The sequence below is a fragment of the Pectobacterium brasiliense genome, assembly GCF_016950255.1.
Lineage (GTDB): Bacteria > Pseudomonadota > Gammaproteobacteria > Enterobacterales > Enterobacteriaceae > Pectobacterium > Pectobacterium brasiliense.
In genome coordinates this window covers 654553-674981 of sequence record NZ_JACGFN010000001.1, presented here as the reverse complement: position 1 = coordinate 674981, position 20429 = coordinate 654553, and the positions used below count along the sequence as shown (strand labels likewise).

The following is a 20429-nucleotide window of genomic DNA, read 5'->3' as shown; positions in this document are numbered from 1 at the left end:
CAGTAATGGCACTCCGATTCATCCACAGAATTAATCTGGAGGTGGCAGATGAAACGCAAGAACGTGACAGTACTAGGTAATGTATTGATGGGTATCGGGATGATCATGATGATTGGCGGCATCGGTTTTTCTATTGCCAGCCAGTTCCCGAAACTGAATGTTCCTGAATATATGACTTACATTGATCTGGTCAGTATTTTTTCTGGCGCAATATTTTGGTTGGCGGGGGCGCGTATTAGCGGACGTGAAGAAGTCGCGGATCGTTACTGGTGGGTCAAGCACTTTGATAAGCGTTGTCGCCGCCAGCACCATCAATAACCGTTAATTACCCACAAGTATTAATACGCTATAAGTATTAATAAAATGAACAATAGAGCCGCTGTAGCCTCGCTATGGCGGTTTTTTGTTTTTGATCGTGATAAAAATAAAAAAGCCACCTTGTTACAGGTGGCTCCTTCATTATCGTTTTTGATCGATTACCCGATCAGCGGCGATTAATGTTCAAACATTGCAGAAATGGATTCTTCGTTGCTGATACGACGAATCGCTTCGGCCAACATACCGGACAGCGTCAACGTACGAACATTCGGCAGTGAACGAATGTTTTCCGCCAGCGGAATGGTATCGCAGACAATCACTTCATCAATTACAGAGTTCTTGATGTTCTCGTAAGCATTGCCTGAGAAGATCGGGTGTGTGGCATAAGCGAATACACGTTTAGCCCCACGTTCCTTCAGCGCTTCCGCCGCTTTGCACAGCGTGCCGCCGGTGTCGATCATATCGTCAACCAGCACACAGTCACGGCCAGCGACGTCACCGATGATGTGCATCACCTGAGAAACGTTGGCACGCGGACGGCGCTTGTCGATGATCGCCATGTCGGTATCGTTCAGCAGTTTAGCGATTGCGCGGGCACGCACAACGCCACCGATATCTGGTGAAACCACGATCGGGTTTTCCAGATTCTGTTGCAACATGTCTTCCAGCAGGATCGGGCTACCGAATACGTTATCTACCGGGACATCGAAGAAACCCTGAATCTGCTCAGCGTGCAGATCCACAGTCAGAACACGGTCAACACCCACGCTGGACAGGAAGTCAGCAACGACTTTCGCGGTGATTGGCACACGTGCGGAGCGCACGCGACGATCCTGACGGGCATAGCCGAAGTAGGGGATAACGGCGGTAATACGTCCCGCGGAAGCGCGACGCAGAGCATCGACCATCACAACCAGTTCCATCAGGTTGTCATTGGTGGGTGCACAGGTGGACTGGATGATGAAAATATCACCACCGCGTACATTTTCATTGATTTGCACGCTGACTTCGCCATCGCTAAAACGACCGACAGCGGCGTCGCCAAGGCTAGTGTACAAACGGTTGGCAATACGTTGTGCTAGTTCCGGGATGGCGTTACCAGCAAAAAGCTTCATATCAGGCACGAGAAGAACCTCAGGCTTGCGTCCAGAGAAATATTGCACCTGCCAAGCAAGGAAGAACAACAGGTACAATATGCATACGGGTGTATGAATTAAGTTTGCTACAGACTGGCCGCATGGCAGCCGGTGTGTGGCAAAACCTAACGTTGCCCAGAAAGCGTGCGGTGTAGCGGAGAGATATTAACACCTCTCGCGACGAAACCGTTTAACCATTCCGGGGCCTGGTCAAGCACCTGACGGGCTGCGAACTCGGTGTCAAACTCTGCAAACACACAAGCCCCCGTTCCAGTCAGGCGCGCCGGGGCATATTCTAGCAGCCATGAAAGTAGCTGTTCAACCTCACGAAAACGTTTTCTTGCGATAGCTTCACAATCATTGACGAAGGTCTGGTTTAATAAAGTTTCTAAATCACGAATTGGCGAATTCCGCGTCAACTCAGGATCGCCGAAAATCAACGGTGTGGCAATACTCACGCCAGGGTGAGCGACCAGATACCATTTTTCTGGCGGATTTGCGGGGGTTAACTGCTCGCCAATGCCTTCGGCAAAGGCAGAATGCCCACGAACAAAGACGGGAACATCTGCACCTAATTGAAGCCCCAGTTCGGCCAACGTATCCACGCTCAGCCCGCTTTGCCACAAATGGTTGAGGGCGACCAAAACGGTTGCTGCATTCGATGAACCACCGCCCAGCCCGCCGCCCATCGGCAGACATTTCTCAATACTGATATCTGCGCCGAACTGGGCAGGGCGAATATCGTAGCGTTCGCAGTGCTGCTGTAATAAGCGTGCGGCGCGGACGATCAGGTTTTGCTCGTTCTCTACATCGTCAACAGGGGTAAGCAGGTTAATCTGCTCGTCATCACGCGGCCGAATCGTCAAGGTGTCACCGTAATCCAGAAACTGGAATAGCGTTTGCAGCAGGTGATACCCGTCTTTTCTCTGACCGGTAATATAAAGAAACAGGTTCAGTTTGGCGGGGGCAGGCCATGTCTCGATAACCTTCGGCTGCATCGCTTATTTAACCATCCAGTTATTCATCTTCAGCTTAATACGCTGTTCACCCTGAACCAGCTCCAGACTGGTTGGCAAAGGAGGCGTTAACTCGGTGTTGTAGCTCTGATAGCTGACGTTCCAGTTTTGGTTGCCCTGACGATAGGTGATGGTTTTCAGCAGATAGCTTTCATCCAACGTGAATTCGGTGGCGTCACCTGGGATGCCGAGAATCCACTGGCGCAAATTATTCAGCGGGATCGCCATGCCGGTCAGTTGCTGAATCATGTATTCGGCATCTTTACCTACGTAACGCTTACCCTGATTGTCGGTGATTTGCACGCCGTCAGGCTGGGCACGCAGTTCTAATTCGGTGCTGCCGAGCGGGTTGGTCAGCAGCAGTCGATAACGCTGCGGCGGAGTGTCTTGCCAGAAGAAATTGGCTGATACTCTTTTGCTATCGGAGATATAGGCAAAAGCGCCGCGAGTCTGATATTGGCTGAGTTTCTGAACCTTTTGCTGATGCTGTTGCCACTCTGGCGAGGTAGGGCTTTTACCCGTTTGGGTGGGTTGATTAATGCTACAGGCGGCAAGCAATACGCTGGCTAAAGGCAGTAAACGCAGGCATCGGACGGTTTTGGTTGGCATGTCGGTCGTATCCTGTAAATGAACGAAGTTCGTGAAATACGTCACGCTAACGGGCTTACCGCTCAGCGTCAATGATTGTTATTCGTTAATGGCGTTTATTGTTTTTTGTCAAAAAGTGACTACCTCAGACGAGGTGTATCGCGTGCTGTCGCTTTTCTTGCACTCCTGCATCAAGTAGAATGCGATTCAAACGAAATCCATACTAAGACCGGTATTACTCAGAAACAGCCTAATGACCCTGCTTGCGCTTGGTATTAATCACAAAACCGCACCGGTTTCTCTGCGTGAACGTGTTGTGTTCTCACCAGATAAACTCGGGGTGGCCCTCGACAGTCTGCTACAGCAACCGCTGGTGCAGGGCGGCGTTGTGCTGTCTACCTGCAATCGCACGGAACTCTATCTTAGCGTTGACGAACAGGAAAACCAGCGTGAGCAACTGATTCGCTGGCTGTGTGAATATCACCAATTGCGCCCGGAAGAGGTCAACGGCAGCCTGTACTGGCATCAGGATAATGCCGCCGTTAGCCATTTGATGCGCGTTGCCAGCGGTCTGGATTCTCTGGTGTTAGGCGAACCGCAGATTTTGGGTCAGGTGAAGAAGGCGTTTGCCGAATCACAGCGTGGTCATTCTCTGTCCAGCGAACTGGAACGGCTGTTCCAGAAATCCTTTACCGTGGCCAAGCGGGTTCGTACGGAAACGGATATCGGTGCCAGCGCGGTGTCGGTGGCATTTGCAGCCTGTACGCTGGCGCGGCAGATTTTTGAATCACTGTCGGATGTCACGGTGCTGCTGGTCGGTGCCGGAGAAACCATTGAGCTGGTCGCTCGCTATCTTCGCGAGCACAAAGTACAGAAAATGGTGATTGCTAACCGCACCCGTGAACGCGCGCAGGCGCTGGCAACGGAAGTGGGCGCAGAAGTCATCACACTGGCAGAGCTGGACGAACAGCTCGTTCATGCCGATATCGTGATCAGTTCAACGGCAAGTACGTTGCCGATTATCGGAAAAGGGATGATGGAACGGACGCTGAAGGCGAGACGGAATCAGCCAATGCTGATGGTAGATATTGCGGTTCCGCGCGATATTGAGCCGGAAGTCGGCAAATTGCCGAACGTTTATCTCTACAGTGTGGACGATCTTCACGCCATCATTCAGCATAACCTCGCGCAGCGCAAGGCGGCGGCGGTGCAGGCTGAATCTATCGTGCAGCAGGAAAGCTCTGACTTCATGGCGTGGCTGCGTGCGCAGTCCGCGGTGGAGACCATCCGCGATTATCGGGCTCAGGCCGATGAATTGCGGGCGGAAATGACGGCCAAGGCGCTGGCCGCCATCCAACAAGGCAATGACGTTGAAGCGGTGATTCAGGAACTGACACACCGTTTAACCAACCGTCTGATTCACGCGCCGACCAAATCCCTTCAGCAAGCCGCTCGTGACGGCGACCAACACCGGTTACAAATTTTACGTGACAGCCTTGGGCTGGACTAGCATTCATCTCTATTACAGGATTTAACCGCCCGCATGAAGCCTTCTATTGTTGCTAAACTGGAAGCGTTACAAGAACGCCATGAAGAAGTCCAGGCGTTACTCGGTGAGCCCAGCGTCATCGCTGATATGGATCGTTTTCGCACGTTGTCGCGAGAATATGCGCAGCTCACTGATATTACCGGCTGTTTCCAGCAATGGCAGCAGGCGCAAGAGGATCAGCAAACCGCAGAGATGATGCTGGACGATCCTGAAATGCGCGATATGGCGCAGGAAGAGTTGAAAGAAAGCAAAGCGACAATTGAAGCACTGGAGCAGCAACTTCAGGTGCTGTTGTTGCCGAAAGATCCTGACGATGAGCGTGGCTGTTTTCTGGAAGTTCGCGCCGGAACGGGCGGTGACGAAGCCGCGATCTTTGCCGGCGACCTGTTCCGCATGTACAGCCGTTATGCTGAATCACGCCGCTGGCGCGTTGAGGTGGTGAGCGCCAGCGATGGCGAACATGGCGGCTATAAAGAGGTTATCGCCAAAATCTCCGGTGACGGTGTGTACGGCCAGCTTAAATTTGAATCCGGCGGTCATCGCGTTCAGCGCGTTCCCGCGACGGAATCTCAAGGGCGCATTCATACTTCGGCCTGTACGGTCGCCGTGATGGCGGAAGTGCCGGAAGCGGAGATGCCGGACATCAACCCGGCGGATTTGCGCATCGATACCTTCCGCTCTTCTGGCGCAGGCGGTCAGCACGTTAACACCACCGATTCCGCTATCCGTATTACCCACTTGCCAACCGGTATTGTCGTGGAGTGTCAGGACGAGCGTTCACAGCACAAAAACAAAGCCAAAGCGCTGTCGGTGTTGGGGGCGCGTATTCGTGCCGCAGAAGTGCAGAAACGTCAGCAGGAAGAAGCGTCAACTCGTCGTAACCTGCTCGGTAGCGGCGATCGTTCTGACCGTATTCGTACCTACAACTTCCCACAGGGAAGGGTAACCGATCACCGCATTAACCTGACGCTTTACCGGCTGGATGAAGTCATGGAAGGGAAGCTGGACACGCTGATTCAACCGGTTGTGCAGGAATACCAGGCCGATCAACTTGCTGCGTTGTCCGAGCAGGAATAATGACATATCAGGATTGGTTAATCTCTGCTGCGGCGCAGCTCGCGGCGGGAGAAAGTCCGAAGCGAGATGCGGAGATTTTGCTGGGATTTGTGACTGGCAAGTCCCGCACGTTTCTGCTGGCGTTTGGTGAAACTGAGCTGAACACGGCTGAACAGCAGCAGTTAACTGAACTGCTGCTGCGTCGTGAACAGGGGGAACCTATCGCTTATTTGATCGGCGTGCGCGAGTTCTGGTCACTGCCGCTGGCCGTGTCGCCCGCCACGCTGATTCCTCGTCCCGATACCGAATGTCTGGTCGAACAAGCCTTGCTACGCCTGCCTCAAACGCCGTGTGCCGTGCTGGATCTGGGCACTGGAACCGGCGCGATTGCGCTGGCGCTGGCGAGTGAACGGCATGATTGTCGGGTGACTGGCGTTGATGTTCAACCCGATGCCGTTGCGTTAGCGACAAAAAACGCCCAGCAATTGGGGCTAGGCAATGTCCATTTCTTATCCGGAAGCTGGTATTCACCGCTTGATCATACGCGCTTTGCGCTTATCGCCAGTAATCCCCCGTATATTGATGCCGATGATGTGCATCTGTCGCAGGGCGATGTCCGGTTTGAACCTGCCAGCGCGCTGATTGCTGCCGACAATGGCCTGGCGGATTTACGCACCATTATTGAATCTGCGCCGCATTATTTGGACGACGATGGCTGGCTGCTGCTGGAACATGGCTGGCAGCAGGCTGACGCGGTGCGTCAGCTATTGCATGCCCGAGGATTTACACAAATAGAAACCTGTCAGGATTATGGTGGCAATGACCGTGTGTCGTTAGGACGCTGGTCGGATGCCCCAATTTATTAGGAGCAATGGACGTGATAACTCTTTACCCAGCCACGATATATCTGCATCTGGCAACGGTTGGCATTAGTATTTCCCTGTTTGTGATTCGTTTTTTTTGGCTGTGCCGACAATCCGCTATGCTGCAACAGCGCTGGGTTAAAATCCTGCCGCATATTAACGACACCTTGTTATTAATCAGCGGTATTGGTTTAATCACGCTTAGCCATACGTATCCGTTTACTCCCGAGCAAAGCTGGCTGACGGAAAAACTGTTTGGCGTTATCATTTATATCCTTCTTGGCGCTATCGCCTTGGGGAAACGCCCCCGTAGCCAGAACGTTCGCTGGTTGGCGTTTGTATCTGCTTTAATATGCTTTGGTGTGGTCGTGCTGCTGGCACTGACGCAGTCACCGTTGCTGATGGAATAATTATGAGTGCTATTGCTGATTTTGAATTCAACCAGTCACTGCTAAGTGATGGTGTCGTGTTGGTTTCACAGGCGATTCGCCGCGACTTTCCCGCTCAGGATGTGCGGCAAAATCTGCAACAGCTGGTTGAGAACGCTCGAGCTGCTATTCCTGACGACCTTGAGCAAGATCTTCAGCTTGAAAAGCTGATTGAGCTGTTTTATCACACCTGGGGATTCGGCGGTGCGGGCGGTGTTTATCGTCTGTCTGATGCGCTGTGGCTGGATCAGGTGCTTGAATCTCGTCAGGGCATGCCTGTATCGCTTGGCGTCATCTTTCTGCATATCGCCAATGAGCTTGGCCTGCCGCTGATGCCGGTGATTTTCCCGACGCAGCTGATTCTGCGTGCCGACTGGCTCGACGAAGAGATGTGGCTGATCAATCCGTTAAATGGCGATACGTTGAGCGAGCATGTGCTGGAAGTCTGGCTAAAAGGTAATATCGGCCCGTCAACCCGCCTGCTCGATGAAGATCTGGATGAAGCTGAAAACGTCCTGATTGTGCGTAAAATGCTCGATACGCTGAAAGTCGCTCTGATGGAAGAAAAACAGATGGAGCTGGCGTTGAGAGCCAGCGAAGCGGTGCTGCAGTTTGACCCGGACGATCCCTATGAAATTCGCGACCGCGGCCTGATTTATGCTCAATTGGATTGCGACCATATTGCGCTGTCCGATCTCAACTATTTCGTTGAACAGTGCCCGGAAGATCCTGTGAGTGAAATGATAAAAGTGCAGATTCACTCGATAGAGCAGAAACAGATTGTCTTGCATTAAAAAAACAGTCTTACATTAAGAAACCGTTTTGCAGTAATGCAACGTTAATTTATTTCCCGACATGAAGGTAAAAGTATGACGAATAAAGTGGTCAAGATAGGGGATATCCCCGTCGCCAACGATCTGCCTTTTGTGCTGTTTGGCGGCATGAATGTTCTTGAATCACGCGATCTGGCGATGCGCATTTGTGAGCATTACGTCACGGTCACGCAGAAGTTGGGCATTCCTTACGTGTTCAAGGCGTCATTCGATAAGGCTAATCGTTCCTCTATTCACTCTTACCGTGGTCCTGGTCTGGAAGAAGGGATGAAAATCTTCCAGGAATTGAAACAGACCTTTGGCGTAAAAATTATCACTGACGTGCATGAATCGCATCAGGCTCAGCCCGTTGCCGATGTGGTTGATGTGATCCAGCTTCCTGCGTTTTTGGCGCGCCAAACCGATCTGGTGGAAGCGATGGCGAAAACCGGTGCGGTAATCAACGTGAAAAAACCGCAGTTCGTCAGCCCAGGCCAAATGGGGAACATCGTCGATAAATTTATCGAAGGTGGCAACGATCAGGTGATTCTGTGCGATCGCGGCAGCAACTTCGGTTACGACAATCTGGTTGTCGATATGCTGGGCTTCAATGTCATGAAGCATGCTTCTAACGGTGCGCCGGTGATTTTTGACGTGACGCATGCGCTACAGTGCCGCGACCCGTTTGGTGCGGCGTCCGGTGGCCGTCGTGGACAGGTAACAGAACTGGCGCGTGCCGGTATGGCCGTCGGTCTGGCAGGGCTATTTATTGAAGCTCACCCGGATCCTGCGAATGCGAAATGTGATGGTCCGTCTGCGTTGCCGCTGGATAAACTGGAGCCGTTCTTGCAGCAGATCAAAGCGATTGACGATCTGGTGAAAAGCTTCCCAGAACTGGACACCAGCAAGTAACAAGAGTTGTGGATCTGTGCGCTGCTGAAGAAATATTGCGGGGCGCGCAGATCACGATCTCCAACTGATGGTCGTCGGTCATCACTTGGATGAAAAATAGTAAAATGTGATACTAATCAGGTTATCCCCCCTCCTTTTTTCCTCGTGATTTTTTTATTTCCCTTTAATTAGCGTCCTTTTACCCGCTTTTTCTCTATGGAATTAGATTACAGCTATTGATGTAATAGGTACCGGGTACTCACGTCTTTCTGTTCCCATCGGTAGAGTATCCGGTATTCCGACACGGGCTCGGAATGCCTTGTGGGCTGAGGCGAGGAAATACACCATCGCTAACGCGGCAGGGAATGGACTTCACGACAATAATGAGGACTGCGTTATGAATTATCCCTTTGTGAGCAATCTCTTTTCCTATAAAAAAAGTGCGGCAATGGTTTTGCTGGGACTTTTTGCTTCTTCGGTTAGCGCGGCGACCTTGACGCGTGATAATGGCGCGCCAGTTGGCGATAATCAAAATTCACAAACGGCTGGTGATAATGGGCCGGTGCTTTTGCAAGATGTGCAATTGTTGCAAAAATTGCAGCGATTTAACCGTGAGCGTATTCCTGAACGCGTTGTTCATGCTCGTGGTACAGGTGCTTATGGCGAATTTAGCGCGACAGCGGATATTTCCGATTTAACCATTGCTGAGGTGTTTAAGGCGGGAAGTACGACGCCGGTTTTCGTTCGCTTTTCTAGCGTGGTTCATGGTAATCATTCACCAGAAACGCTACGCGATCCGCGGGGATTCGCGACCAAATTCTATACGTCTCAGGGAAATTGGGATTTAGTCGGTAATAATTTCCCCACATTCTTTATCCGGGATGCGATTAAATTTCCAGATATGGTGCATGCGTTTAAGCCCGACCCGCGCACCAATTTGGATGACGACGCCCGTCGATTCGATTTCTTTTCCCACGTACCCGAATCCATTCGTACGCTAACGCTACTCTATTCCAATGAAGGCACGCCTGCCACTTATCGCAATATGGATGGTAATGGCGTACACGCTTATAAGTTAGTGAATAGTAAGGGCGAGATTCATTACGTCAAATTCCACTGGAAAACGCTGCAAGGAATCAAAAACCTCGATCCGCAACAGGTTGAGCAGGTGCAGGGGAAGGATTACAGCCATATGTCCAACGATTTAGTGTCGGCAATTAAGCGCGGCGATTTCCCTAAATGGGATCTCTACATTCAGGTCCTCAAGCCGGAGGATTTGAAGAAGTTTGATTTCGATCCGCTGGATGCGACAAAAATCTGGCCTGATGTCCCCGAAAGAAAAATTGGACAAATGGTGCTGAATCGCAATCCTGAAAATATTTTTCAGGAAACAGAACAGGTTGCGATGGCTCCTTCCAATCTGGTTCCGGGAATTGAACCTTCGGAAGATAAATTGCTTCAAGGGCGGCTCTTTGCCTATGCCGACACGCAAATGTATCGCATCGGAGCCAACGGACTCAGCTTGCCAATCAATATGCCGCAAAATGGCGTTAACAACGGTAATCAGGATGGTAGCCTGAACAGTGGGAAAACGCAGGACAAAGGCGTCAACTACCAGCCTAGTCGATTGTATCCTCGTGAGGAGTTGGTTTCCGCACGTTATAGCCACTTGCCATTACAGGGCAGTACGACACAGAGTAAAATCCAGCGAGAGCAGAATTTTAAGCAAACGGGAGAACTGTATCGTTCCTACAGTGATAAAGAGCGGACCGATCTGGTTAATAGCCTGGGTACGGCGTTAGCAACGGCCGATAAAGAAAGCCGCGACATCATGCTGTCGTACTTTTATAAGGCTGATGCGGAGTATGGCTCGCGTCTGACTGCGATCGCAAAAGCTGAGCTTGCCACGGTGAAAAAGCTGGCTGAAAAACTGTCTGACTAAGCGTATTAAAAGCCCTACGTCATGACTGGCGCAGGGCGTTTATCTCAAGGAGGAAAGACAGTGAAAACACTATTGCTGATTCTAGGATTGTTCGTCGCTATCCCCCAGGTGGCACAAAGCGAAGAAACGAGTCTAAAAGAAAGCGACGTCACCTCATCGCTTAATCAGTACTTATGGGATTCAGCCAGGCATGGCGATATTGAAATACTCCAGACCTTCATTACATCACACTACAATCTGAATGTAGCTGATGAAAAGGGCTACACAGCGGTAATCCTTGCGGCTTATCACGGACATGATGCTGCGGTGGAAGCGTTGATAAAAGCAGGTGCCGATCCATGTCTGCGTGATGCACGTGGTAATACTGCGTTAATGGGGGCGGTTTTTAAAGGTGAGATCAAAATCGCCCGCCGATTGATTGCCGCTGAGTGCAACCCTGATGAGCGTAATCATGCAGGACAAACGGCCGCGATGTACGCCTCGCTGTTCCAGCGTTCAGAGCTTTTGAAAGCGCTGAAAGAAAAAGGAGCAGATTTTGAGATCAAGGATGCGAATGGCAATAGCGTGGAAACGCTGAAGAAGGGGGAGTTTACTACCCGATAATGTTTAGCCCGCATTGCTGCGGGCCGTTTCATTTAACTTATTTATAAAGGTCAGCGCTGATTGTGATGTTGTTGCCTTTACCTTCCCACTGTCTGGTGATGTGGTAGTACTTGGCACCTTTCTCGCCTGCGCGTTTAGCAACGGCTTCAGACACCTGCGTCATGTTGGTGTAGTTGCCGCGGAATTTAATCGAATCGAAAGGCACCATCTGCGCTGCTGTAGCATTGTTCAGTTCCTGAATCTTGGAACCATCCGCTAACGTTACCGTGTAACGTCCACCTTTTGATGACTGTGTTTCGAAGAAATTACCTACGTTACGGCTAGGGCTGCCAGAGTTGGCAACACCAGGGATTTCCACCTTGGCGGCTTCTGCACCACCCGCAGCCAGCGCCGCACGGCCTGCATCAGAATCCGCAGGGATGACGTCGGTGCTCTGGGTCTGACGCTTTGGTGCGTCGGCTTTATAAATGTAGGCAGTAATTTTTTGGTTGCCGCTATTCGAGTTCACATCAACCTGACGAACGATGTAGAACGAATCGGCATTTTTCTCTTTTGCTGCTTTCGCAATCGCGTCGTTCACGTCCGGTTGGCTGCGGAAGAATCCGCCAACGGTGACGGTGTCATACGGTTCCAACCCGTACGCCACATCTTTCGGCAGCTCTTTCACACCGTAGAAGGTGCGGAATTGGACATCCTGGTTCGCCTTTGGCGCATCTTTGCGATACAGGTCGACCGTGACATTCCAGTTGCCGCTCGAATTAGCGTCATCCATCGCTTGTACATAAAACGACTCTGCGCCCAGCTTGTCGGCGCGTTTTGAGGCTGCGGCTACCGCTTCATTGATCGCGTTAAAACGTCCTTTAAACGTAATTCGTTCAAAGGGTTGCAGGGATTCTGCCTGTTCAGGCGTCAGTTCCTGTGCCGCCTGCGCTGAAAATGCCGAGAGTGATAACAACAATGTAGATGCAATAACAGTAGTCTTCAGCTTCATAAAAAATCCTTTCGCCTTCCTGCCACTCGAATTATTTAAGGTATAGCAATCAACCTGTAACGGAATAGGGCTGATTATCGCACGGAATAAATTCTTGTGCTTTAGCATTTTCAGCGGGCTGAAAAGCCATGATACTTCGGTTTGCAACAAGAAAAGTGCTAATAATAACGGTTAATGATTGTTTTGACATCATAAGGGATATTTATACAATTTATCGCATTAACAACCTTGTAACACATCGTTTTTGTGAAACAGCCCAGAAAAATACTTCTGTAATAATGCTACAAAAGGCAGAGAAGAGCATGATTTTCGACCAAGAAAGGCTGACAGAACCTGTGATAACTCGGCTTTTCTGTGAAATTCATTTTATTTATGGATCATCGATCACATTTTCAGTACGTTATAAATGAATTCGCCTACAGTGAGACGCCTCAAAAAACGAGTGGTAAGAAGATGATAAGACCCTCTTCCTACCGCGTGAATGCGGGGATACAGGGTGCAGTAGGTCTCGGCGAATTCGTATAACAGAATAGGGTGAGAATAATAACCTTCGTTAAAATAAGCGAAAAGGGTATCAGCATGCGTATTGGTGTACCAAGAGAGCGGTTGGCCAATGAAGCCCGTGTAGCAGCGACGCCGAAAACGGTTGAACAGCTGCTGAAACTGGGCTTTACGGTCTCGATAGAACGTGAAGCGGGAAAACTGGCAAGTTTTGACGATGCGGCATACGAAGAAGCCGGTGCGTCGATTGTTGACAGTTCGGAAGTCTGGCAAGCCGATATCGTCCTGAAGGTGAATGCGCCGCAGGATGATGAAATCGAACTGACCCGAGCGGGCAGTACGGTTGTCAGCTTTATCTGGCCAGCGCAGAACCCGGAACTGCTGGCGAAGCTGGCTGCCCGTCAGGTGACGGTGATGGCGATGGATTCCGTGCCGCGTATTTCGCGCGCGCAATCACTGGATGCGCTTAGCTCGATGGCTAACATCGCGGGCTATCGTGCCATCGTTGAAGCTGCTCACGAGTTTGGCCGCTTCTTTACCGGACAGATTACCGCCGCAGGTAAGGTCCCGCCCGCTAAGGTCATGATTATCGGGGCTGGCGTGGCTGGTTTGGCTGCGATCGGTGCCGCAGGTAGCTTAGGTGCTATCGTTCGTGCTTTTGATACCCGCCCTGAAGTAAAAGAGCAGGTTAAGAGCATGGGGGCTGAGTTCCTCGAACTCGACTTTGAAGAAGAAGCTGGCAGCGGCGACGGCTATGCTAAAGTCATGTCTGAAGCCTTCATTAAAGCCGAAATGGAACTGTTTGCCGCTCAGGCAAAAGAAGTCGACATTATCGTCACTACCGCACTGATCCCTGGAAAACCGGCCCCGCGCCTGATCACCAAAGAAATGGTGCTGAGCATGAAACCCGGCAGCGTGATTGTCGATTTAGCGGCACAAACGGGCGGGAACTGCGAATTGACCGTAGCCGATCGCGTCACCGTGACGGAAAACGGCGTCAAAATTATCGGTTACACCGATTTACCTAGCCGTCTGCCGACGCAATCCTCACAGCTTTATGGTACGAATCTGGTTAACCTGCTGAAATTACTCTGCAAAGAGAAAGACGGCGAGATCGACGTCGATTTTGACGATACCGTGATTCGTGGCGTGACCGTCATTAAAGAAGGTGAGATCACCTGGCCGGCACCGCCCATTCAGGTTTCCGCACAGCCACAGCAGGCAAAACCTGCCGCTGCCGTGGTGAAGGAAGAAGCCAAGCCGACGTCGCCGTGGAAGAAATATGCGTTCCTTGTGATCGCCATCCTGCTATTTGGCTGGCTGGCTGATGTTGCGCCTAAAGAGTTCTTGTCTCACTTTACCGTTTTTGCGCTGTCCTGCGTGGTGGGCTATTACGTTGTCTGGAATGTCAGCCACGCATTGCACACGCCATTGATGTCAGTCACTAACGCCATATCAGGCATTATCGTTGTCGGAGCATTGTTGCAGATCGGCCACGGCGGATGGGTGTCGTTCTTTTCATTCATTGCCGTATTGATCGCCAGCATCAATATTTTCGGTGGTTTCACCGTGACTCAGCGCATGCTGAAAATGTTCCGTAAAAACTAAGGGGTAACACATGTCTGGTGGATTAGTAACTGCTGCATACATTGTTGCCGCAATTCTCTTTATTTTCAGTTTGGCTGGGTTGTCCAAGCACGAAACGTCGCAACAAGGGAACATCTTTGGTATCAGCGGCATGGCGCTTGCGCTGATCGCGACGATTCTGGGGCCAGATTCTGGCAACGTGGGCTGGATCATCGTCGCGATGGCGATCGGTGGATCAATCGGTATTTATCTGGCGCGTAAGGTTGAAATGACCGAGATGCCAGAGCTGGTCGCGATTCTTCACAGCTTTGTGGGCTTGGCTGCGGTACTGGTTGGCTTTAACAGTTTCCTCGATCACGGTGAAATCACCGATCCGGTGATGGTCAATATCCATTTGACGGAAGTTTTTCTGGGTATCTTCATCGGTGCTGTGACCTTCACGGGGTCAGTGATCGCGTTCGGCAAACTGCGTGGCAACATCTCTTCCAAGCCATTGATGCTGCCTCATCGCCATAAAATGAATCTGGCGGCGCTGGTTGTGTCCTTCCTGCTGCTGCTGGTTTTCGTCAATACGGGCAGCGTTGCATTGCAGGTACTGGCGCTGATCCTGATGACGGCGATTGCACTGGTATTTGGCTGGCATCTGGTTGCATCGATTGGCGGTGCGGACATGCCGGTCGTCGTTTCTATGCTGAACTCCTACTCTGGTTGGGCGGCAGCGGCAGCGGGCTTCATGCTGAGTAATGACCTGCTGATCGTGACCGGTGCTCTGGTGGGTTCTTCGGGTGCGATTCTGTCTTACATCATGTGTAAAGCGATGAACCGTTCCTTTATCAGCGTGATTGCCGGTGGTTTTGGTACGGATGGCGTGTCCTCTGGTGAGAGTGAAGAAGTCGGTGAATACCGTGAAGCTTCAGCGGAAGACGTGGCTGATTTACTCAAGAACTCAACTTCCGTCATCATCACGCCGGGATACGGCATGGCCGTCGCGCAGGCGCAGTATCCTGTGCACGACATCACCGCAAAACTGCGCGCACGTGGCATTAACGTTCGCTTTGGTATTCACCCAGTTGCAGGGCGTCTGCCTGGTCACATGAACGTGCTGTTGGCTGAAGCAAAAGTACCTTACGACATCGTGTTGGAAATGGATGAGATTAATGATGATTTCACCGATACCGATACCGTACTGGTCATTGGCGCGAATGACACCGTTAACCCAGCGGCGCAAGAAGATCCACACAGCCCAATCGCTGGCATGCCAGTGCTGGAAGTGTGGAAAGCGCAGAATGTTATCGTGTTCAAGCGTTCCATGAATACCGGTTACGCTGGCGTACAGAACCCGCTGTTCTTTAAAGAGAACACGCAGATGCTGTTTGGCGATGCCAAAGACAGCGTTGAGGCGATTCTGAAAGCGCTGTAAGCGTAGGGGAAGTAGAAAACGAAAGGGGCGGAGTCGCCCCTTTTTTACATCTCAAATATAGTGATGCGTGGCATCGCTAAAAATAATGCCAGCGCTGAGGCTGGCATTATTTGATGTTGAGCATGATGACACGAGCAATCAGCTGTTATCACCGTCTTCTTCGAGCGTAATCGGTGACACGAAATCATCGGGTTTGATCGCAAGTAAATCGCACTTCAAGTGATCGATAACATGCTCGACGGTGTTGCCGATAAAGGCAGCGGAAAGGCCAGTTCTGCCCAGCGACCCCAACACCACGACGCCCGCCTGCAAATGCTCCGCCAGATCGGGTATCACTTCTTCCGGCAACCCTTTTTCCACGTGCGTTACGCGTTCATCCAGGCCGAATTTCTGCCGTAGCGACTTCATGGCGATAAGGTGCTGCCCTCGAATTGCATCGTTATAGACGCTGGGATCGAAATCAGGCAGTTCAATAGCGATATTGATGGGGGTAACAGGGTAGGCACCGACCAGATGAACCTCAGTCTGATCAACATGCTGTGCCAGTTCCAGCGTTTCCGATACCAGTTTGATATTAAGCGGATCGTGATACGGATCTTCGCTAGCCAGATTGACGGCAACTAACGCACGACCTTCGACTGGCCAAGGCTGATCTTTTACCATCCACACGGGGCAAGGGCACTTGCGCAGTAGCTGCCAGTCGGTTGGTGTAAAGATAACGGCTTCCAGCCGATCGTGCTGATGCGCCATCTTCAACAACAGGTCATGCTGACCGGAAATCACTTCCCGGATAATGGCTTCAAAGGGCTTGTTGTGCCACACCACTTTGATTTCTATCGAAACGCCCGCTTCGATGTAGTATTTGCACTGTTCTGCAATCCACTCGGTCCGTTGCTGAATAACGCCCTGACGCATTTCCACCCGTTCATCGGGAGAAAGCAGGGTTGTCATTTCATAAGAGAAATCATAAATAGGCAGAAATGCCTTGATACGGCCGCCAAGTCGCTGAACCAGGTAAACCGCCCGACGCAGCGCTGGTTGGTCATCCTGATTTGGGTCAATAGCTACCAGTAAGTTCTGATACTTTGCCATAGCTCCTCCAAACAGCTGTTACTCCACAGCCTGTCTTTCAAGAGTACCGCAATGGAATCGTTTTGAACAACAGAGATAAGCTGCAGAATAACAAAATAGGAAATATCACGGAGGGGGAGGAAAAGAGGGGGATAAAATTGACGTTGCCACAGTAAAAGAGCGGCAACGTCAAATAGTTAGGCTGGAAAGGTTACTTGCGTGAAGAGCCTGCTAATTCGGAAAGCGCATCCAGATTCTCGATCGTGATGTATTTTCCTTTTACTGCCAGCGTACCGCTTTTCTGGAAACGCCCCAGCAGACGGCTGATGGTTTCAACGGTCAGCCCCAGATAGTTGCCGATATCACCGCGCGTCATGGTCAGACGGAACTCACGCGGCGAGAAACCACGCTGAGCGAAACGGCGGGAAAGGTTGTAGACAAACGCCGCCAGACGCTCTTCGGCATTCTTCTTCGATAGCAGCAGAATCATGTCCTGATCGCCGCGGATTTCGCCGCTCATCAGGCGCATCATTTGCTGACGCAGGTTAGGCATTTTCCCTGAGAGATCGTCCAGCGTCTCGAAAGGAATTTCGCAGACCATTGACGTTTCCAGTGCCTGAGCGAAGCTCGGGTGTTGGGCCGTACCGATAGCATCAAAGCCCACCAGGTCACCTGCCAGATGAAAGCCGGTGATTTGCTCGTCGCCTTGCTCCGTGATGGTATAGCTTTTTATCGTACCGGAGCGGATAGCGTACAGCGATCTCAGTTCATCGCCAGCCTTAAACAGCGCCTGCCCCTTCTGGATAGGCTTCTTCCTTTCAATGATGTTGTCGAGCTGATCGAGCTCGTGTTCATTCAGGGTGAAAGGGATGCATAGCTGACTGATACTGCAATCCTGACAGTGGATTGCACAACCGCCAGACTGGATGCGTCGGATAATTCGCTTTTCCGGGATCATAGGCTTTGCTCAGGCAATAATTGATATTGGTCAATTTTAACAGCTTTTATCGGCTCTGATAAGACCGGTAATCACCGGAATAGACCAATAAATAGTGAACTAACTATAATTTTTCGATTTTTCTGGGAAATATTCCGATATATAAGGCCCGTGCGGAGGTCATATTTTTGTCTATTACGTTACAGTGCAGTTAACACATTGATTAATCCGAATTGCTTACGATGATAAGCAATTCGGAAGGCATGTTCGCGTGTTGTGAAACGTAAATTATAACGGCAAATTATTCAGTCTAGCTAAATAGCTGTCGAGGTAAATAACCTTCGTGAGCGAGCAGCCACTGTTTACGGTGAATGCCGCCTGCATAGCCCGTCAGCGCACCACCCGTGCCGATAACACGATGGCACGGAACCACGATGCTGACAGGGTTGGAGCCGTTTGCCATCCCGACTGCACGTGCTGCACCGGTGCGTCCCAGTAGCGTTGCGAGTTCGCCGTACGTGGTAATTTCTCCACAGGGGATTCGACGTAATTCCTTCCAGACCTGCTGTTGAAATTCGGTCCCAACGGAAGCAACGGGCAGCGTATCAATAATCGCTAATTCACCATCAAAATAGCGTTGCAGGCTCTCTGTCAGACCACCTGGATTATGGCGCGGCTGTAACGAAAAGGGATCATTTCGATAACTGCGATTGAGCATGCGAAATAAATCGTCTTCATACTCGCGCCACTCGACGGCACGCAAATGATTATTTTCATCCGCAATAATCAATAACTCCCCCAGCGGAGTTGCCATAGTGTCCTGAAAAAAAGTCTGCATAGTGATTCCTTACGCGCTTATCGCTTTCTTGCTTCTCTCATGGGTGACGTGCCGATTATCCGGCATCCTCCGACGGATTGAAAATAAAATGCGAGATATGTCACGCGGTAAGGTGAAAAAAGAGAAAACTGTCACGCTCGTCACTCGTGTTGGGTTGCGCCACGTGAGAGCGAATCCTGTTGATGTACGAACACGTAAGAGAGGCAATGCACATCCAACGTAAGGTATAGGGATGCATTTCTTCTAACATTGCCAATAAAATCAATCGTTAATGTGGAAAATACTCAATTTGTATTTATGAGAGATGGAACATGCCAATCTTCATCCTACTGCCAGACAACATCATCACATGGCAATAATATGAAGGTGAACGATGTTGGTATGCTCTATTTTTTTATGGCAAAGGCATCAGCGTGTGGGTATGGCTTGTCATAATGAAAATCACTCAGTCAGCCTCTTGCCTGTCAATCCGGTAAACGTTTTAGCATCCTGTTTTTATGTACGAATAGCTATGTGTCCTACGTTATTTGGAGGAAATGCACAGAATGAAAAAAAAATATGCCGTAGTGGGAACGGGAGGCCGTGCGGGCCTTTATCTGGAGTCAATCGCCAGGGATTATCAGGATCAGGGACAGTTTGTTGCTTTTTGCGATACAAACCAGACGCGAATGAATTACGCCAACCAGATTGTCCATAAATATGGACACGATAATGTGCCGACATACCGCGCCGAACAGTTCGAACAGATGATCGCGGAAACCAAGCCGGATGTGGTTATTGTGACATCTCTGGATCGGACGCATCATCACTATATTATCCGGGCAATGGAATTGGGCTGTGATGTCATCAGTGAAAAACCGATGACGATTGATGAAGAGAAATGTCAGGCGATTATCGATGCGATTAACCGTACTGGCCGTAAATTGCGCGTGACCTTTAATTACCGTTACGCCCCGCATCACAGTAAAGTCCGTGAATTAATTGCCGCTGGAGTGATTGGCGAAGTCTATTCCGTTCACTTTGAATGGCTGCTGAATACCGAGCACGGGGCAGATTATTTCCGTCGCTGGCACCGTGACAAACGCAATAGCGGCGGGCTGTTGGTACATAAATCCACGCACCATTTTGATCTGGTGAATTTCTGGTTGAATAGCGAACCGGAAACAGTCTATGCGCAGGGTGATTTACGTTTTTACGGTAAAGCGAATGCCGAAGCGCGCGGTGTCACAGAATTTTATTCCCGTTCACATAATAGCGCGGCGGCAGAAAACGACCCGTTTGCGCTGCACATGAATAAAAGCGAACAGCTGACCGCCTTATATTTAGACGCTGAACATGAAGACGGCTATTACCGTGATAAAAGCGTGTTCGATGACGGTATTAATATTGAAGATGTACTGGGTGTGATGGTGCGCTATAAGAGCAAAGCTATCATGACGTACTCATTAAACGCCTATTTACCCTGGGAAGGGCTGAATGTGGTGTTTAATGGCAGCAAGGGCCGGTTAGAAATGAAACTGGTAGAAAAATCTTATGTAAACGGAGGCGGACAAAAAGAGGATGAAGGTGCGCTGAATGAATGTGAAATAAAGATCTATCCGATGTTTGACGAGCCTTATGTCGTACCGGTTGAATTTAAAGCGGGCGGACACGGCGGCGGCGATCAGGTCATGTTGAACGATCTGTTTGGTACACCGGAACCCGATCCATTACATCGCGCAGCAGATTATCGTGATGGGGCCATGTCTATTTTAACTGGCATCGCTGCCAATCGATCATTACGCACCGAACTGCCAGTGAAAATAAGCGAACTGGCCGTTAACCTGAAAAGAGGGAATTAATCAGAGTACCTGCCATTTCAGGCAGAAAATGCTTCCGCATC

19 protein-coding genes are annotated in these 20429 nt (G+C 50.5%); 12 read left to right on the top strand and 7 right to left on the bottom strand.

The features are described from left to right. Window positions 1-48 precede the first annotated feature (48 nt). On the top strand, window positions 49-318 hold the full coding sequence (ychH, locus tag H4F65_RS03085) for a stress-induced protein YchH (RefSeq protein ID WP_010274900.1): 270 nt from the start codon (window positions 49-51) through the stop codon (window positions 316-318). A 176-nt stretch (window positions 319-494) separates the two neighbouring features. On the opposite strand, the gene prs is transcribed toward ychH, so the two are convergent. The 3 genes from prs to lolB all read right to left on the bottom strand — a co-directional run bounded on the left by prs (window position 495) and on the right by lolB (window position 3079). Then, entirely contained in the window at window positions 495-1442 is a 948-nt protein-coding gene (prs, locus tag H4F65_RS03080; RefSeq protein WP_010274915.1) for a ribose-phosphate diphosphokinase, read from the bottom strand. 137 nt (window positions 1443-1579) lie between these two features. Further along, window positions 1580-2452 (bottom strand): 4-(cytidine 5'-diphospho)-2-C-methyl-D-erythritol kinase, encoded by an 873-nt coding sequence (ispE, locus tag H4F65_RS03075; protein WP_010274919.1) that lies wholly within the window; start codon window positions 2450-2452, stop codon window positions 1580-1582. Window positions 2453-2455: 3 nt separating this feature from the next. Further along, window positions 2456-3079, bottom strand: a complete 624-nt coding sequence (gene lolB, locus H4F65_RS03070; protein ID WP_039319536.1) for a lipoprotein insertase outer membrane protein LolB — start codon at window positions 3077-3079, stop codon at window positions 2456-2458. 232 nt (window positions 3080-3311) lie between these two features. Between lolB and hemA the strand changes: the two genes are divergently transcribed. From hemA to H4F65_RS03030, 8 genes are all read left to right on the top strand, one after another. Further along, on the top strand, window positions 3312-4568 hold the full coding sequence (gene hemA / locus H4F65_RS03065) for a glutamyl-tRNA reductase (RefSeq protein WP_010274925.1): 1257 nt from the start codon (window positions 3312-3314) through the stop codon (window positions 4566-4568). 33 nt (window positions 4569-4601) lie between these two features. Then, window positions 4602-5684: a peptide chain release factor 1 gene (gene prfA, locus H4F65_RS03060; RefSeq protein ID WP_010274927.1), complete on the top strand. Its 1083-nt coding sequence runs from the start codon at window positions 4602-4604 to the stop codon at window positions 5682-5684. Beyond that, window positions 5684-6529: a peptide chain release factor N(5)-glutamine methyltransferase gene (gene prmC, locus H4F65_RS03055; RefSeq protein ID WP_010274933.1), complete on the top strand. Its 846-nt coding sequence runs from the start codon at window positions 5684-5686 to the stop codon at window positions 6527-6529. Before prfA ends, prmC begins: the two co-directional genes overlap by 1 nt. Window positions 6530-6534: 5 nt before the next feature. After that, window positions 6535-6936 (top strand): SirB2 family protein, encoded by a 402-nt coding sequence (locus tag H4F65_RS03050; RefSeq protein WP_010274936.1) that lies wholly within the window; start codon window positions 6535-6537, stop codon window positions 6934-6936. A gap of 2 nt (window positions 6937-6938) precedes the next feature. Then, the gene (gene sirB1, locus H4F65_RS03045) at window positions 6939-7748 is read left to right on the top strand and encodes an invasion regulator SirB1 (protein WP_010274939.1); all 810 of its coding nucleotides are present in this window, start codon (window positions 6939-6941) and stop codon (window positions 7746-7748) included. A gap of 75 nt (window positions 7749-7823) precedes the next feature. Further along, a complete protein-coding gene (kdsA, locus tag H4F65_RS03040; RefSeq protein WP_010274945.1) occupies window positions 7824-8678 on the top strand; it encodes a 3-deoxy-8-phosphooctulonate synthase in 855 nt (284 codons plus the stop codon). Between the two features lie 427 nt (window positions 8679-9105). Further along, complete coding sequence (locus tag H4F65_RS03035; protein WP_199559761.1) at window positions 9106-10599, top strand: catalase; 1494 nt, start codon at window positions 9106-9108, stop codon at window positions 10597-10599. A gap of 60 nt (window positions 10600-10659) precedes the next feature. Then, a complete protein-coding gene (locus H4F65_RS03030; RefSeq protein ID WP_010274956.1) occupies window positions 10660-11202 on the top strand; it encodes an ankyrin repeat domain-containing protein in 543 nt (180 codons plus the stop codon). 37 nt (window positions 11203-11239) lie between these two features. Here the strand turns inward: H4F65_RS03030 and ydgH are convergent, their stop codons facing one another. Next, window positions 11240-12193: a DUF1471 family protein YdgH gene (gene ydgH / locus H4F65_RS03025; RefSeq protein WP_010274959.1), complete on the bottom strand. Its 954-nt coding sequence runs from the start codon at window positions 12191-12193 to the stop codon at window positions 11240-11242. Window positions 12194-12772: 579 nt separating this feature from the next. On the opposite strand from ydgH, the gene pntA reads away from it, so the two are divergent. After that, window positions 12773-14302 (top strand): Re/Si-specific NAD(P)(+) transhydrogenase subunit alpha, encoded by a 1530-nt coding sequence (gene pntA, locus H4F65_RS03020; protein WP_010274963.1) that lies wholly within the window; start codon window positions 12773-12775, stop codon window positions 14300-14302. Between the two features lie 10 nt (window positions 14303-14312). Continuing rightward, window positions 14313-15701, top strand: coding sequence for a Re/Si-specific NAD(P)(+) transhydrogenase subunit beta (pntB, locus tag H4F65_RS03015; protein WP_010274967.1), 1389 nt, complete (start codon window positions 14313-14315; stop codon window positions 15699-15701). Between the two features lie 138 nt (window positions 15702-15839). Here the strand turns inward: pntB and uspE are convergent, their stop codons facing one another. The 3 genes from uspE to ogt all read right to left on the bottom strand — a co-directional run bounded on the left by uspE (window position 15840) and on the right by ogt (window position 18547). Continuing rightward, on the bottom strand, window positions 15840-16793 hold the full coding sequence (gene uspE / locus H4F65_RS03010) for a universal stress protein UspE (protein ID WP_010274968.1): 954 nt from the start codon (window positions 16791-16793) through the stop codon (window positions 15840-15842). A gap of 190 nt (window positions 16794-16983) precedes the next feature. Continuing rightward, window positions 16984-17730 carry a fumarate/nitrate reduction transcriptional regulator Fnr gene (fnr, locus tag H4F65_RS03005; RefSeq protein ID WP_010274971.1) on the bottom strand — a complete coding sequence of 249 codons (747 nt, stop codon included), beginning with the start codon at window positions 17728-17730 and terminating at the stop codon, window positions 16984-16986. 289 nt (window positions 17731-18019) lie between these two features. Further along, complete coding sequence (ogt, locus tag H4F65_RS03000; protein ID WP_010274973.1) at window positions 18020-18547, bottom strand: methylated-DNA--[protein]-cysteine S-methyltransferase; 528 nt, start codon at window positions 18545-18547, stop codon at window positions 18020-18022. 545 nt (window positions 18548-19092) lie between these two features. Between ogt and H4F65_RS02995 the strand changes: the two genes are divergently transcribed. Continuing rightward, complete coding sequence (locus tag H4F65_RS02995) at window positions 19093-20388, top strand: Gfo/Idh/MocA family oxidoreductase (RefSeq protein WP_010274975.1); 1296 nt, start codon at window positions 19093-19095, stop codon at window positions 20386-20388. The last annotated feature ends 41 nt before the right edge of the window (window positions 20389-20429 follow it).

Excerpts from the sequence above, each read along its gene's own strand:
- ychH (WP_010274900.1), top strand. The coding sequence starts at position 49 with ATGAAACGCAAGAACGTGACAGTACTAGGTAATGTATTGATGGGTATC.
- ispE (WP_010274919.1), bottom strand. The coding sequence starts at position 2,452 with ATGCAGCCGAAGGTTATCGAGACATGGCCTGCCCCCGCCAAACTGAAC.
- lolB (WP_039319536.1), bottom strand. The coding sequence starts at position 3,079 with ATGCCAACCAAAACCGTCCGATGCCTGCGTTTACTGCCTTTAGCCAGC.
- hemA (WP_010274925.1), top strand. The coding sequence starts at position 3,312 with ATGACCCTGCTTGCGCTTGGTATTAATCACAAAACCGCACCGGTTTCT.
- prfA (WP_010274927.1), top strand. The coding sequence starts at position 4,602 with ATGAAGCCTTCTATTGTTGCTAAACTGGAAGCGTTACAAGAACGCCAT.
- prmC (WP_010274933.1), top strand. The coding sequence starts at position 5,684 with ATGACATATCAGGATTGGTTAATCTCTGCTGCGGCGCAGCTCGCGGCG.
- H4F65_RS03050 (WP_010274936.1), top strand. The coding sequence starts at position 6,535 with ATGGACGTGATAACTCTTTACCCAGCCACGATATATCTGCATCTGGCA.
- sirB1 (WP_010274939.1), top strand. The coding sequence starts at position 6,939 with ATGAGTGCTATTGCTGATTTTGAATTCAACCAGTCACTGCTAAGTGAT.
- kdsA (WP_010274945.1), top strand. The coding sequence starts at position 7,824 with ATGACGAATAAAGTGGTCAAGATAGGGGATATCCCCGTCGCCAACGAT.
- H4F65_RS03035 (WP_199559761.1), top strand. The coding sequence starts at position 9,106 with ATGGTTTTGCTGGGACTTTTTGCTTCTTCGGTTAGCGCGGCGACCTTG.
- ydgH (WP_010274959.1), bottom strand. The coding sequence starts at position 12,193 with ATGAAGCTGAAGACTACTGTTATTGCATCTACATTGTTGTTATCACTC.
- pntA (WP_010274963.1), top strand. The coding sequence starts at position 12,773 with ATGCGTATTGGTGTACCAAGAGAGCGGTTGGCCAATGAAGCCCGTGTA.
- pntB (WP_010274967.1), top strand. The coding sequence starts at position 14,313 with ATGTCTGGTGGATTAGTAACTGCTGCATACATTGTTGCCGCAATTCTC.
- uspE (WP_010274968.1), bottom strand. The coding sequence starts at position 16,793 with ATGGCAAAGTATCAGAACTTACTGGTAGCTATTGACCCAAATCAGGAT.
- fnr (WP_010274971.1), bottom strand. The coding sequence starts at position 17,730 with ATGATCCCGGAAAAGCGAATTATCCGACGCATCCAGTCTGGCGGTTGT.
- ogt (WP_010274973.1), bottom strand. The coding sequence starts at position 18,547 with ATGCAGACTTTTTTTCAGGACACTATGGCAACTCCGCTGGGGGAGTTA.
- H4F65_RS02995 (WP_010274975.1), top strand. The coding sequence starts at position 19,093 with ATGAAAAAAAAATATGCCGTAGTGGGAACGGGAGGCCGTGCGGGCCTT.